Source organism: Phaeobacter italicus (assembly GCF_019801785.1).
Classification (GTDB): domain Bacteria; phylum Pseudomonadota; class Alphaproteobacteria; order Rhodobacterales; family Rhodobacteraceae; genus Phaeobacter; species Phaeobacter italicus.
In genome coordinates this window covers 393,591-407,735 of the sequence record NZ_JAHVIJ010000001.1, presented here as the reverse complement: position 1 = coordinate 407,735, position 14,145 = coordinate 393,591, and the positions used below count along the sequence as shown (strand labels likewise).

General features: G+C 58.9%; 12 protein-coding genes. 4 read left to right on the top strand and 8 right to left on the bottom strand.

Translation table 11 applies throughout. The features are described from left to right. Nucleotides 1–278 precede the first annotated feature (278 nt). The 3 genes from acs to KUV39_RS01935 all read left to right on the top strand — a co-directional run bounded on the left by acs (nt 279) and on the right by KUV39_RS01935 (nt 3,630). Nucleotides 279–2,240, top strand: coding sequence for an acetate--CoA ligase (gene acs / locus KUV39_RS01945; protein ID WP_222458779.1), 1,962 nt, complete (start codon nt 279–281; stop codon nt 2,238–2,240). Nucleotides 2,241–2,248: 8 nt separating this feature from the next. Continuing rightward, a complete protein-coding gene (locus KUV39_RS01940) occupies nt 2,249–2,932 on the top strand; it encodes an adenylate kinase (RefSeq protein ID WP_008559347.1) in 684 nt (227 codons plus the stop codon). Nucleotides 2,933–3,132: 200 nt separating this feature from the next. Further along, nucleotides 3,133–3,630: a flavin reductase family protein gene (locus KUV39_RS01935; RefSeq protein WP_222458778.1), complete on the top strand. Its 498-nt coding sequence runs from the start codon at nt 3,133–3,135 to the stop codon at nt 3,628–3,630. A 32-nt stretch (nt 3,631–3,662) separates the two neighbouring features. On the opposite strand, the gene KUV39_RS01930 is transcribed toward KUV39_RS01935, so the two are convergent. The 7 genes from KUV39_RS01930 to KUV39_RS01900 all read right to left on the bottom strand — a co-directional run bounded on the left by KUV39_RS01930 (nt 3,663) and on the right by KUV39_RS01900 (nt 11,813). Further along, on the bottom strand, nt 3,663–4,841 hold the full coding sequence (locus KUV39_RS01930; protein WP_222458777.1) for a 4Fe-4S dicluster domain-containing protein: 1,179 nt from the start codon (nt 4,839–4,841) through the stop codon (nt 3,663–3,665). A gap of 247 nt (nt 4,842–5,088) precedes the next feature. Continuing rightward, the gene (locus KUV39_RS01925; protein WP_222458776.1) at nt 5,089–6,075 is read right to left on the bottom strand and encodes an ABC transporter substrate-binding protein; all 987 of its coding nucleotides are present in this window, start codon (nt 6,073–6,075) and stop codon (nt 5,089–5,091) included. Nucleotides 6,076–6,274: 199 nt separating this feature from the next. Then, a complete protein-coding gene (locus KUV39_RS01920) occupies nt 6,275–7,120 on the bottom strand; it encodes an ABC transporter permease (protein WP_050673341.1) in 846 nt (281 codons plus the stop codon). Continuing rightward, a complete protein-coding gene (locus tag KUV39_RS01915) occupies nt 7,117–8,034 on the bottom strand; it encodes an ABC transporter permease (protein ID WP_008562375.1) in 918 nt (305 codons plus the stop codon). Before KUV39_RS01915 ends, KUV39_RS01920 begins: the two co-directional genes overlap by 4 nt. 45 nt (nt 8,035–8,079) lie before the next feature. After that, nucleotides 8,080–8,919 (bottom strand): ABC transporter ATP-binding protein, encoded by an 840-nt coding sequence (locus KUV39_RS01910; RefSeq protein ID WP_008562911.1) that lies wholly within the window; start codon nt 8,917–8,919, stop codon nt 8,080–8,082. A 70-nt stretch (nt 8,920–8,989) separates the two neighbouring features. Further along, nucleotides 8,990–10,444, bottom strand: coding sequence for a dihydropyrimidinase (gene hydA, locus KUV39_RS01905; protein WP_008559888.1), 1,455 nt, complete (start codon nt 10,442–10,444; stop codon nt 8,990–8,992). Nucleotides 10,445–10,562: 118 nt separating this feature from the next. Next, nucleotides 10,563–11,813: a Zn-dependent hydrolase gene (locus tag KUV39_RS01900; RefSeq protein WP_222458775.1), complete on the bottom strand. Its 1,251-nt coding sequence runs from the start codon at nt 11,811–11,813 to the stop codon at nt 10,563–10,565. Between the two features lie 240 nt (nt 11,814–12,053). Between KUV39_RS01900 and KUV39_RS01895 the strand changes: the two genes are divergently transcribed. Continuing rightward, the gene (locus KUV39_RS01895; protein ID WP_008561684.1) at nt 12,054–12,674 is read left to right on the top strand and encodes a TetR family transcriptional regulator C-terminal domain-containing protein; all 621 of its coding nucleotides are present in this window, start codon (nt 12,054–12,056) and stop codon (nt 12,672–12,674) included. Nucleotides 12,675–12,809: 135 nt separating this feature from the next. Here KUV39_RS01895 and preA read toward each other — a convergent pair whose 3' ends face one another. Continuing rightward, a complete protein-coding gene (preA, locus tag KUV39_RS01890; protein ID WP_008559752.1) occupies nt 12,810–14,114 on the bottom strand; it encodes an NAD-dependent dihydropyrimidine dehydrogenase subunit PreA in 1,305 nt (434 codons plus the stop codon). Nucleotides 14,115–14,145: the final 31 nt, after the last annotated feature.

Sequence of the window (14,145 nt, the reverse complement as noted above, 5' to 3'; positions counted from 1 at the left end):
CTTTGCGATGCACTCGCGCCACGACGGTTGCCTGTCGCCCGATACGTTTACAGACAAGCCATTGCCAAACATACATATTTACGGGTACCAGGACGTTTTGTTTACGGATTGCGGCGGAAATCGGAAATAGGTTTACAGGTAAATCCTTATTCCTTAGTCACTTATTTCCTTATTTTCAGCCTCGGGTATTATCGCATCCGAGGATGGAAAAGATTTGACACCCACAGCCTGTCGCTGTGGTGTGCAGGTCAAAGAAGACTTTTAGGGAGGGAACCAGCATGACCCAAGAGAGGGACAGCACCACCTATGCGCCGTCGGCAGAGACCGTCGCCCGCGCGCATGTGACAGCCGCACAATATGACGAGATGTATGCCGCCTCCATGCAGGATCCCGAAGGATTCTGGGCCAAACAGGCAGAGCGGATCGACTGGATCAAGCCGTTTTCCCAAGTGAAAGACGTCAACTATGATTTTGGCAATGTCTCGATCAAATGGTTCGCTGACGGCTCCTTGAATGTTGCGGCCAACTGTATCGACCGCCACCTGGCAACCCGTGGCGATCAGACCGCCATCATCTGGGAGCCGGACGATCCACAGGATGCCGCGCAACACATCACCTACTCGGAACTGCATGGCAGCGTCTGCCGCATGGCAAATGTTCTGCAGTCGATGGGTGTGGGCAAAGGCGACCGTGTCGTCATCTACCTTCCGATGATCCCGGAAGCCGCCTATGCCATGCTGGCCTGTGCCCGCATCGGTGCGATCCATTCGATCGTGTTTGCAGGCTTCTCCCCCGACGCATTGGCGGCGCGGATCAATGGCTGTGATGCCAAGGTCATCATCACCGCGGACGAGGCCCCCCGTGGTGGCCGCAAAACACCGCTGAAGTCCAACGCAGACGCCGCTCTGCTGCATACCAAAGACACAGTGAAATGCCTGGTGGTAAAGCGCACAGGCGGGCAGACCACCTGGATCGACGGGCGTGACCACGACTATAACGCGCTGGCCGCCGAGGCATCAGACAGATTTGAGCCTGCGGAAATGAATGCAGAAGATCCGCTGTTCATCCTTTATACCTCCGGCTCTACCGGCCAGCCCAAAGGGGTTGTGCATACCACCGGCGGCTATCTGACCTATGCGGCGATGACGCATGAGATCACGTTTGATTATCACGATGGCGATATCTACTGGTGTACGGCCGATGTGGGCTGGGTCACGGGCCACAGCTATATCGTTTATGGCCCGCTGGCCAATGGTGCCACCACACTGATGTTTGAAGGCGTGCCGACCTATCCCGATGCTGGCCGTTTCTGGGAGGTCTGCGCCAAGCATAAGGTGAACCAGTTCTACACCGCCCCCACCGCAATCCGCGCCTTGATGGGTCAGGGTCCGGAATGGGTGGAAAAGCACGACCTGAGCGATCTGCGCACCCTCGGAACTGTGGGCGAGCCGATCAACCCTGAGGCCTGGAACTGGTACAACGACGTTGTCGGCAAGGGCAAATGCCCGATCGTCGACACCTGGTGGCAGACTGAAACTGGCGGTCATCTGATGACCCCGCTGCCCGGTGCCCATGCAACCAAACCAGGGGCTGCGATGAAACCGTTCTTTGGTATTGCGCCGGTGGTTCTGGATCCACAGACCGGTGTGGAAATCGAAGGCAACGGGGTTGAGGGCGTCCTGTGCATCAAGGACAGCTGGCCCGGCCAGATGCGCACTGTCTGGGGCGACCATGAGCGTTTCGAGAAGACCTATTTCTCTGACTACAAGGGCTATTACTTCACCGGTGACGGCTGCCGCCGCGATGAGGATGGTGATTATTGGATCACCGGCCGTGTTGATGACGTGATCAACGTCTCTGGTCACCGCATGGGCACAGCCGAGGTCGAAAGCGCACTGGTGGCCCATGCCGCCGTGGCCGAGGCCGCGGTTGTCGGCTACCCGCACGAAATCAAGGGACAGGGCATCTATTGCTACGTGACCCTGATGAACGACCGCGAGCCCTCGGACGAGTTGATGAAGGAGCTGCGCACGTGGGTGCGCACCGAGATCGGCCCGATTGCCTCTCCTGACGTGATCCAATGGGCGCCGGGCCTGCCGAAAACCCGGTCCGGCAAGATCATGCGCCGCATCCTGCGCAAGATCGCCGAGAACGATTTCGGCTCTCTTGGCGACACCTCCACCCTGGCGGATCCGTCGGTTGTGGATGACCTGATCGAAAACCGGGCCAACAAGGGATGAGCACCGAAATGGACACCACAGTTCTCACCCGCCCTGCCGTATTGATCCTGCTGGGCCCTCCGGGGGCCGGCAAGGGCACGCAGGCCCGCAAACTCGAGAGCCATTTTGGCTTTGTTCAACTGTCCACTGGCGACCTGCTGCGCGCAGCGGTGGCGGCAGGGACCGAGGCAGGCAAGGCCGCCAAGGCGGTGATGGCGGCCGGCGGGCTGGTCAGCGACGAGATCGTCATCAACATCCTGCGCGACCGCCTGGCAGAGCCGGACTGTGCCAAGGGCGTTATCCTGGACGGCTTTCCCCGTACAACGGTTCAGGCCGAGGCGCTGGATGCGCTGCTGGCCGAGACCGGCCAACGCATCAATGCGGCAATCAGCCTGGAGGTGGATGACGCTGCGATGGTCGCGCGCGTCGCCGGGCGCTACACCTGCGCCAAATGCGGCGAGGGGTATCACGACGATTTCAAACAGCCCAGTGTTGCAGGCACCTGTGACAACTGCGGCAGCACCGAAATGTCGCGCCGCGCCGACGACAATGCCGAAACCGTCGGCAGCCGTCTTGCGGCCTATCATGCGCAAACCGCACCGCTGATCGATTACTACGACGGAAAATCCGTTCTGAAGCGAATCGACGCGATGGGCGAGATCGACGCGATTGCGAGCGCCATGCAGCAGGTCGTACAGGCCGCAACAGACTAGGCGCGCAGCGCAGAGCCAAACACGGCACTGCCCGGATCAAAAGCGTCCTGTCTCCGATCAGGCCCGCAGAAAAATGCGGGCCTGATGTCATTCAGGGGTGGCATTCGCTGCCCTTTGGCCCACATTTCAAAGCGGTAGACAGTGCGACTGGTTTTATGGCACCCAGCCGCGCAGAACGTGACAGATCAAAGGGACGCGACATGTCCGAAACAACCTTTATTCCCGGCCCCGATAGCCTGCGCGCCTATCGCGACGCGCTGGGATGTTTCGGCACCGGTGTCACCGTTGTCACCACCGTGACTGACCGCGGCCCTCTGGCGATTACGGCAAACAGTTTCACCTCTGTCTCGATGGATCCCCCGCTTCTTTTGTGGTGTCCTGCCCGCCAGTCCAAACGGCATGATCCCTTTGTTCAGGCTGGGCATTTCTCTATTCATGTGATGGCAGAGGAACAGCTGGATCTGGCCATGCATTTTGCCCGCAACGGAGAGGATTTTTCCATCGTTGCGGACCAACGCACCGATCACGACATTCCTGTCCTTCCCGGCACCGTTGCCCGATTTGATTGCCGTCACCACGCCTGTCACGATGGCGGCGACCACAGCATTCTTGTGGGCCACGTCGAAGCGGTCACAGCCCGCCCCGGCATGGGCCTCATCTTCAAACGTGGCCAATACGGCGGCTTTCTGGAAAAGTGACAGGTGCCCACTGCGACGCCAGTGTCAGGCCCCTAAAGCGTGAACAGAGCGCAAAATCTGGCTGACCGCCGGACCGCCCGACCTGCAATTGCCGCAGATGGCAGCCCCAGCCGGATAACCGCCTCCTGCAGGATATGCTGCACAATGCGGCCCACACCGACAAACCCAGCGTGACCTGATCGGCTATGCGGACCATCCCTAATCCATTGTGGGCTGGCCTCGGCGTCTGCGCCCCCATCACTGTCCCCGTCATCGTCGTCTTCTTGTCCGCGATCGTCACCCGCCAGCCAGCCAAGCCCCGCTGTGAACGCGGTCGCCGCTGCGAGGCCTCCCTCCTCCAGTTGTTGCGGAGTATCCGCCCCCACCAATCGCAAGCGTGGTGACAGGGACAATGCATCGCTTTCGCAGATGGATACGCAAAGACCGCATTGCACGCAGTCCGGCTCTGCCAGCACCAGACCGACATCCGCATCTTCCAGTTTCAGCGCTTGGGTCGGGCAGATCCAGGTACAGGCCTTGCAATGCTCACAGCGGGTCGCATCCAGTTTGAGCGTGCCGTAAGGGGCGTTGTCTGGCAGTGGGATCTGGTCGGCCTCCAGCCCCATCTTGCCTGCAAACTGTCGCAACCCGTCATGTCGCCTTGTCCCGCTTCCCGGCGCAACGGTCGCACCGACATTGCGAAACAGGGGCGCGCGCGTGCCGACCACCCGCAAAAGAATATGTTCAAGATGGGTCGTCGAGCGGAACAGCTCCGCCCTGTCCTCGATCCCGAAACAGCGTGCAAGGGCGAGCTCTGACAACTGGGCCTGCTTGTTCTCCCGCTCCTTCTGCGCGCCAATCAAAACCCAATCGAACCCAGACGCAATGGCCTGCACCAGATCCGCATGCCCGAGATCGCCCAGAACATCCACCGCGACCGCCGTAACATGGGCGTGTTCCAACAAGAGCCGTTTGCGCAGCTCAATGATGCCCGCACGTTCTGACGCATCATAGAGGATCAAGACCTGCTCTGCCTTGCTGCGGCTGGCTTGGCGTCTGACCTGCGCTGCCGCAGCAAGATCGGCAAGCGGCCAGCACGTCTGGCTGTCTGGGTCGAAGCGGCGGTATGCCCCGCCCGGATGGGACACCCGGTCAACCCGATGCCCCAGTGCCAGCATCTGACGCAGGTCCTGCCCACGCAGCAACAGTTGAGTGTCTTCCCACACAGCCATGCTCCCTCCCTCTGGTCGAGAACCGAAACAAAATCGAGACACCCCATCGTCTTATGAAGAGAAGTTAGCACAGGATTTTCAATTTAAAGGGGTGAAAACCAAAGTGCATCAACTTTTAACTGAAGGTTAACCAGTTTGCCTTTCTGTTTTGCGCCCCTCGCGCTGCAACGAAAAACCCCGCCTGCACTGCTGCGGACGGGGCCAGCCAGAGCAAGAACGCTCTGGCGATTGTTATGAAACCAAATGGTTACTTCAGGGCAGCATCGGTGATGATGTGGGTCCAGGCGCCAACCGGTTCCTTGGTGATGACCGGGCTCGACCCGCCATCCAGAAGCGTTTTGACAGTGCGCTGATAGTCCGCCTCGCTCAGCGCGCCATTGCTGCCTGCGGTCAGCTTGGCCACTTCGGACATCATGCGTTTTTGATGCTCTTCGGTTTGTGCACCAGAGGCATCATTGTCCAGCACGATTTCAGCCGCGGCGTCCGGGTTTTCCTCGGCCCATTTCCAGCCCTTCATAGAGGCGTGCACAAAGCGCTCCATCTTGTTGACGAACTCCGGATCCTTCAGATTGTCCTCCAGAACATAGAGACCATCCTCAAGCGTTGCGACACCTTGGTCTTCATATTTGAAGGTGATAAGCTCGTCCGGGCTGACGCCTGCATCGATGACCTGCCAGTATTCATTGTAGGTCATGGTCGAGATGCAGTCTGCCTGACGCTGCAACAGCGGATCGACGTTAAAGCCCTGCTTGAGGACCTCCACACCGCTCTCGCCTTTGCCTTCGGTGGAAATGCCCAGCTGGCTCATCCAGCTCATGAAGGGGAATTCATTGCCAAAGAACCAGACCCCCAACGTGCGGTTGGCGAGATCCTCAGGCGCAGAAATGCCGGTGTCTTTCCAGCAAGTCAGCATCATGCCCGAGGATTTATAGGGCTGCGCGATATTGACCAGCGGCAGACCTTTTTCACGCGCGGCCAGCGCGGCGGGCATCCACTCTACCGTGACATCGGCGCCACCGCCTGCAATCACCTGGGTGGGGGCGATATCGGGGCCACCGGGCAGGATCGTCACATCCAGATCTTCGGCCTCGTAAAAGCCCTGATCCAGCGCGACGTAGTAGCCCGCAAACTGCGCTTGCGTGACCCATTTCAGTTGCAGCTTCACCTCATCCGCGGCCTGCGCGGCACCTGCTGTTGTCAGTGCCATGGCGGCGGCTGTGAGCACATTCTTCATTGTCAGACTCCCTGTTGTCCTTATGTTGAAAACTCTGCGCCAAGGCCGCCTGCAAACAAAGATCTTTCTGTCTTTTCTGTCATGCGGCCGTGGCGCTTGCTTATGAATTGGGCGATGTGTCCTTATGGTTTTTCCATCTTATTCAGCCACATAGACCAACAAGTTAACCCGCCCGAAACCAATCGGGCGGGCGGTGTTTTTATCCTCTTTGCGACGGGTGCCAGAAGGTCAGTGTCTTTTCGATCAGCACCATCCCCCCGTAAAAGGCAGAGCCGGCAAGGGCGGCGACGAGGATCTCTGCCCAGACCATATCCAGTGCCAACTGCCCCACGGAGGTCGAGATCCGGAACCCCATTCCCACGGTGGGTGAGCCGAAGAACTCCGCAACGATCGCCCCAACAAGTGCAAGCGTCGTGGCGATCTTCAGACCGTTGAAAATGAACGGCAGGGCCGCAGGCAGGCGCAGCTTGAAAAAGCTCTGCCAGTAGCTTGCGGCATAGGTCTGCATCAGGTCGCGCTGCATCTGGTCGGTTTCACGCAAGCCTGCGACGGTGTTTACCAGCACAGGAAAGAACACCATCACCACAACAACCGCCGCTTTGGACTGCCAATCGAAACCGAACCACATCACGAGGATCGGTGCGGTGCCGACAATCGGGAGCGCTGCAACAAAGTTCCCGACCGGCAACAGCCCCCGACGCAGAAAGTCGCTTCGATCCACGGCAACGGCGGTGAGCAAGGCAGCACCGCAGCCGATCACATAGCCGGACAATGCCCCCTTGACGATGGTCTGCATGAAATCCGCCCAAAGGATCGGCAGGCTTTCGGCAAACCGCGCGGCGATCACGGATGGTGCGGGCAAGATCACCAGCGACACATCCAGACCGCGCACCAGCAGCTCCCAAACCAGCAGGATGGTGAGGCCGAAAATTCCGGGCACCAACAGCTGCACGAGGCGGGTTTGCGATTGTGGGCTATTGGCAAGGCGGGAATTCACCCACCAGCCCGCGCACCACACGATGACGGCAAGCAAAACCAACATCATGACCGCACCCCCATGCGCCCGAGAAGGACACGTTCAATCACCCCCAGCAATGCGACCAGCGCCGCCGCCAGCAGTGCCGCCGCAAAGAGCGCGGACCAGATCTGGACCGTCTGCCCATAGTAGCTGCCCGCCAGAAGACGCGCGCCAAGGCCTGCAACCGCACCGGTTGGCAGCTCACCAACGATGGCCCCCACCAGAGAGGCGGCAATGCCAATTTTGAGGGAGGCAAACAGATATGGCATGGAGGACGGCAAACGCAGTTTCCAAAACCCCTGAGCCGTCGAGGCGTTATAGGTCTTGAGCAGATCAAGCTGCATGTGATCCGGGCTGCGCAGCCCCTTCACCATACCTACAACAACGGGAAAGAAGCTGAGATAGGCCGAGATGATTGCCTTTGGCAAAAGGCCCTGCACTCCGATGGAATAGAGCACGACGATAATCATGGGAGCCAGTGCAATGATCGGGATGGTCTGACTGACGATCGCCCAGGGCATCACCGACATGTCCATCACCTTGGAATGCACAATCCCCACTGCCAGCAGAATGCCAAGACCAGTACCGATAGCAAACCCAAGAAGGGTTGCCGAAAGGGTTACCTGGCCGTGGTAGATCAGGCTGCGTTTTGACGTGATTTTCTTCTCGACCGTGGTGTTCCATAGCTCAACGGCCACCTGATGAGGCGCTGGCAGGCGGGGCCGATCCTGGACCCACGTGTCTGCAATGGCAAAACTGTTGCCAGCGACCAGTCCGAACTCTCCCATGTCGCGCCGCTCTCGTGCGGTGGCGGGGGTTACCTCGGCCCCTGCCCGTTCGGCCGCATCCAGAACGCCCTTGATGTTCATGGGAACACAGGCCGCATACCAAAGCCCAATGATGGCGGCGACAACTGTCAGGATTGCAGTCAGGCTCTTCATGACAGCGGCCTCCCCTTGGTGGGATGACAGAATTTGTGTCTTGCCCTAGTCATAGCCATGCCCCGCCCGCAGGCCGTCGCGCACGCGATGGGCGATTTCGATGAACTCCGGACTGTCACGGATGTCGAGCGGGCGCTCTTTGGGCAATGTGCTGTCAATCACGTCATGGATCCGCCCCGGCCGCGGGGACATCACGACAATCTTGGTCGACAGATACACCGCCTCCGGAATGGAATGGGTCACAAAGCCGATCGTCTTGTTTGTGCGCGCCCACAGCTTCAACAGCTGTTCATTCAGGTGATCGCGCACAATTTCATCAAGCGCGCCAAACGGTTCATCCATCAGGAGAATGTCGGCATCAAAGGCCAGTGCGCGCGCAATCGAGGCCCGCTGCTGCATGCCGCCGGACAGCTGCCAGGGAAATTTACCCCCAAAGCCAGACAATTCGACCAGATCCAGAACCTGCTCAACCCGCTTGTCCTGCTCCGCCTTCGAATAGCCCATGATTTCCAGAGGCAGCTTGATGTTCTTGGCAATCGTGCGCCACGGATAAAGCCCGGCAGCCTGAAATACATAGCCATAGGCACGCTGCCTGCGGGCCTCATCCGGGGTCATGCCGTTCACGGTCAATGTCCCACCGGTCGGCTGCTCAAGCGCGGCGATACAGCGCAAGAATGTCGTCTTGCCACAACCGGATGGGCCGATGAACGAAACAAAATCGCCACGATTGATGTTGAGGCTCACATCCTTGAGGGCGTGAACCGGCCCGTCGTTGGTTTGAAAGGTCAGGTCGAGGTTCTTGGCCTCGATGACGGATGCCTGAGCAGAGATCCCGGAATCGCCGGCCTGGGTCTCAAGAGCCTGGGGTGTCGTTTCCATATTCATGTCTTCGCCTTAAATTCGCACAAGTGTGATGAAAAAACGGGCCACCATCCCTGGTAGCCCGTTCGAAGTCTCACACACCTGTTGCCGGAATGCCGGTCCGCTCTACGGGACGCGGCGCGGTCAGCTCTTTCCAGGTGCTCAGCGCCTTGTTCACGGTGGTGTTGGCCTCGCGCTCAACAAATTTACCGTGACCTTCCTGGGTGCGGATTTCACCGTCATGCACCGCAACATGGCCCCGCGTCAGGGTAAAGCGCGGCAGACCTTTGACCTCGTGTCCCTCAAAGACGTTGTAGTCGATAGAGGACTGCTGGCTCTCGGCAGAGATGACCTTTGTTTTTTCCGGATCCCAAACCACCAGGTCCGCATCAGCGCCAACCAAGACGGCGCCTTTCTTGGGATAACAGTTCAGGATCTTGGCGATATTGGTGGAGGTGACCGCCACAAATTCGTTGGGCGTCAGGCGACCGGTGTTCACACCATGTGTCCACAGCATCGGCATCCGATCCTCGAGACCGCCGGTCCCGTTGGGGATTTTGGTGAAATCACCCACGCCATAGCGCTTTTGATCAGTCGTAAAGGCGCAGTGATCTGTCGCCACAACAGACAGAGAGCCGGACTGCAGGCCGTTCCAGAGGCTGTTCTGGTGCTGCTTGTTGCGGAACGGCGGTGACATCACCCGGCGGGCGGCGTGATCCCAGTCCTGGTTGAAATACTCGCTTTCATCCAGGGTGAGATGCTGGATCAGCGGCTCCCCCCAGACGCGTTTGCCCTGCATACGTGCCCGGCGTATGGCCTCGTGACTTTCTTCGCATGAGGTGTGCACGACATAAAGCGGGACGCCAGCCATATCGGCAATCATGATCGCGCGGTTTGTCGCCTCGCCCTCTACCTGCGGTGGGCGCGAATAGGCATGTGCTTCGGGGCCGGTATTGCCCTCTGCAAGCAGCTTGGCCGACAGCTCTGCCACGACATCGCCGTTTTCGGCGTGGACCATCGCAATGCCACCCAGCTCTGCAAGACGTTGGAACGACGCATAAAGTTCGTCATCGTTGACCATCAAAGCGCCCTTGTAGGCCATGAAATGCTTGAAGGTGTTGATGCCGCGCGTCTCGATGACGGTTTTCATGTCGTCAAAGACCTGCTCTCCCCACCAGGTCACGGCCATATGGAAAGAGTAGTCGCAGTTGGCACGGGTGGATTTGTTGTCCCAACGCTTGAGCGCGTCCAGAAGGCTCTCGCCCGGGTTGGGCAGCGCAAAGTCGACAACCATCGTGGTCCCGCCAGCCAGACCCGCGCGGGTGCCGGATTCAAAATCATCCGAGCTGTAGGTCCCCATGAAAGGCATCTCAAGATGGGTGTGCGGGTCGATCCCGCCCGGCATCACATAGCACCCGGTCGCATCCAGCTCTTCGTCGCCCCGCAGCCCCTGACCGATCTGCGTGATGACACCGTTTTCGATCAGTACATCTGCCTTATAAGTCAGATCAGCGGTCACAATCGTGCCGTTCTTGATGACTTTCGTCATGTCTCTTCTCCCTGTGAGAGCGCGGTCATTGCCGCATTTTTATGAGTATCCCCCGGCCCGGAACTCTTTTGGTCCGTGTTTGCCGGGGGAGCCGCCAAAGGCGACCGAGGCGATGCCCCTATTCCACGATTTCCGCTGTCTCCAGAACCGCATGCAGCATGACATCGGTGCCTGCGGCAGCCCATTCCTTGGAAATATCTTCGGCCTCGTTGTGGCTGAGACCATCAACGCAGGGGCACATGATCATGGCCGTGGGCGCCAGATCATTGATCCAGCAGGCGTCGTGCCCCGCCCCAGAGACGATGTCCATATGGCTGTAACCCAACCGCTCTGCTGCCGAGCGCACCGCCGAGACGCACCCTTTGTCAAAGGTGACGGGATCGAAATGGCCAACCGGCTCGATCTCAAGCCCAAGGCCCAATTCGTCTGCAATTTCCTTGGCTTTCGCCTCATACTGGCTTCGCATGGAAGTCAGTTTTTCCAGATCCGGCGAACGGAAATCGACCGTAAACACCACCTTGCCGGGGATCACATTGCGAGAGTTCGGATAAACGTCACAATGGCCGACCGCCCCCACCGCATGGGGCTGATGTGCCATTGCGATCTGATGGGCCGCTTCGGTCATCCGCGCCATGCCAAGGCCTGCGTTGACCCGCATGTTCATCGGGGTGGAGCCGGTGTGCGCATCCTTGCCGGTCACGGTGCACTGCAACCACCACAGGCCCTGCCCGTGGGTCACAACGCCAATGTCCTTGCCCTCAGCCTCCAGGATCGGGCCCTGTTCGATGTGCAGCTCGAACATCGCGTGCATCTTGCGCGCGCCAACCTCTTCATCACCGACCCAGCCGATGCGCTTCAGCTCATCGCCAAAGAACTTGCCCTCTGCATCCTCGCGGGCATAGGCCCAATCCTGACTGTGCTTGCCTGCAAAAACACCAGAGGCCAGCATGGCAGGCGCAAATCGCGTGCCTTCTTCGTTGGTCCAGTTGGTCACAACAATTGGGTGTTTTGTCTTGATGCCAAGATCATTGAGTGTGCGCACCACTTCCAGCCCGCCAAGGACACCCAGGACGCCGTCGTATTTACCGCCGGTTGGTTGGGTGTCGAGATGCGAACCCATATAGACCGGCAACGCGTCGGGGTCTTCGCCCGGCCGGGTGGCAAACATGTTGCCCATGGTATCAACACCCATGGTACAGCCTGCGGCTTCGCACCAGCTTTGGAACAGGGCACGGCCTTCGGCATCCTCATCGGTGAGGGTCTGGCGGTTGTTCCCACCAGCGACACCGGGGCCGATCTTTGCCATGTCCATGAGACTGTCCCACAGCCTGTCGCCATTGATTTTCAGATTCTGTCCAAGCGACGTCATCTCAGCTTCCTTCCCTGTTGCCCGGCTTTTTGTCGGGTCATCTTGGCTTTGCGCCTTATCGGTGGCTTTGAAACGCTGGTCATGATTTGACCAACTGGTCAAACTCACGCTATCACGGGTGGACATTCAGTCAAGAAATTGCGTCTAACTGAACAAGAAAACCCCCAACCTGTTCAAAGGTTGACCGAAATTCAGGCGTGCCGTGCTCGCGATGGCCCCTGACACTGCCGCAAGAGACCGATGCCCAAAGACCGCAACCCGACCCGCATCCAGAAAAAGAATCGCGCCACCATTTTGGAGGCCGCGCTTGAGGTGTTTTCCACCAGCGGATTTCGCGGTGCTACCGTCGACCAAATCGCCCGCGCAGCCGGTTTGAGCAAACCCAACCTGCTTTATTACTTCCCGTCGAAGGAGGCGATTTTCACGGAGCTTCTGTCAGGCCTTCTTGACACCTGGCTGGATCCGCTGCGCGCCATTGATCCGCAGGGCGATCCGCTGGAAGAGTTTCTCGCCTATGTTCAGCGCAAGCTGCAGATGAGCCGCGATTTCCCCCGTGAAAGCCGTCTCTTTGCCAATGAAATCGTGCAGGGCGCACCTCGAATGTTGGAAACCTTATCCAAGGATCTCAAACCCTTGCTTGAGGAAAAGGCAGATTTGATCGAGGGGTGGATGGCAGATGGAAAGCTAAACAGAACCCACCCGAAACACCTGCTGTTTTCGGTCTGGTCTCTCACCCAGCACTATGCGGATTTTGATGTTCAGGTGCGCACGCTGATGGGGGATGAAGACCCCTTTGATGCCGCCCCTGCGCATCTGGAGCAGATGTTTCGCCGCATGCTGACACCAGCGCCCAAGATCTGAAATCAGCACCCTTCGATCCCCCAAAACACCGCGTTCAAATGCAAACGACGCGCCTCGGCAAAGGCGCGTCGCATGGGTTTTTCCAAACAGGTCTGCACAGTGTGAAAAGACGCGCCCCCGAAGGGGCGCGAGGGATCACTCCGCGGCTGTAGCGGATGGGTTGTTGGGGTGGGTTGTCCAGTTGGCGTATTCGTCGGACACAACCTTGCCCGTGCGTTCATCGATCTGACCCGCTGGCACCTGCTCCATCGTGATGCAGCCTTCGACCGGGCAGACATTGACGCAGAGATTACAGGCCACGCATTCATCGTCCTTGACGGTGAAGACACGATCTTCGCTCATGGCGATGGCCTGGTGCGAGGTGTCCTCGCAGGCTGCAAAACACCGGCCACATTTGATGCAGTCGTCCTGGCTGATCTTGGCTTTGGCAACGTAGTTCAGGTTCAGATACTGCCAGTCAGTGACATTCGGCACGGCCTTGCCAACGAAATCGTCCAGCGTCTTGTAGCCTTTGTCATCCATCCACTGGTTCAGGCCAGAGATCATCTCCTTGACCACATTGAAGCCATAGGTCATCGCCGCAGTGCAAACCTGCACGTTGCCAGCACCCATGGTCATGAACTCGGCCGCGTCACGCCAGGTGGTGACACCACCAATGGCAGAGATCGGCAAACCATGGGTCTGCGGGCAGCGGGCAATTTCCGCAACCATGTTCAGCGCGATCGGTTTGACCGCCGGGCCGCAATAGCCGCCATGCGTGCCCTTGTCACCGATGGTCGGCTCTGGCGCCATTGCGTCCAGATCCACGGAAACGATAGAGTTGATGGTGTTGATGAGGCTGACGGCATCCGCACCACCCGCCTTGGCTGCGCGCGCAGGGTGGCGAATGTCGGTGATGTTCGGTGTCAGCTTCACGATCACCGGCTTGGAATAGTATTTCTTGCACCATTCCGTGACCATCTGGATGTACTCAGGCACCTGCCCCACGGCAGAGCCCATGCCGCGTTCGGCCATCCCGTGAGGGCAGCCAAAGTTCAGCTCGATCCCATCTGCGCCCGTTGCTTCGACACGCGGCAGGATGTCCTTCCAGGCCTGCTCTTCACAGGGCACCATGATCGAAACGATGATGGCGCGGTCGGGATAGTCCTTTTTCACGCGGGTGATCTCTTCGAGGTTCACCTCCAGCGGGCGGTCTGTGATCAGCTCAATATTGTTGAGCCCAAGCAGACGACGATCCGCACCCCAGATTGCGCCGTAGCGGGGACCGTTGACATTGACGACTGGCGGCCCTTCAGAGCCGAGCGTCTTCCAGACCACGCCCCCCCAGCCGGCCTCAAAGGCGCGGCGCACGTTGTATTCCTTATCCGTCGGCGGCGCAGAGGCGAGCCAGAACGGGTTCGGGGATTTGATCCCCAGAAAATCTGCTGTCAAATCAGCCATTTGTCTGTTCCTTACACTGGCAACGCAGGGC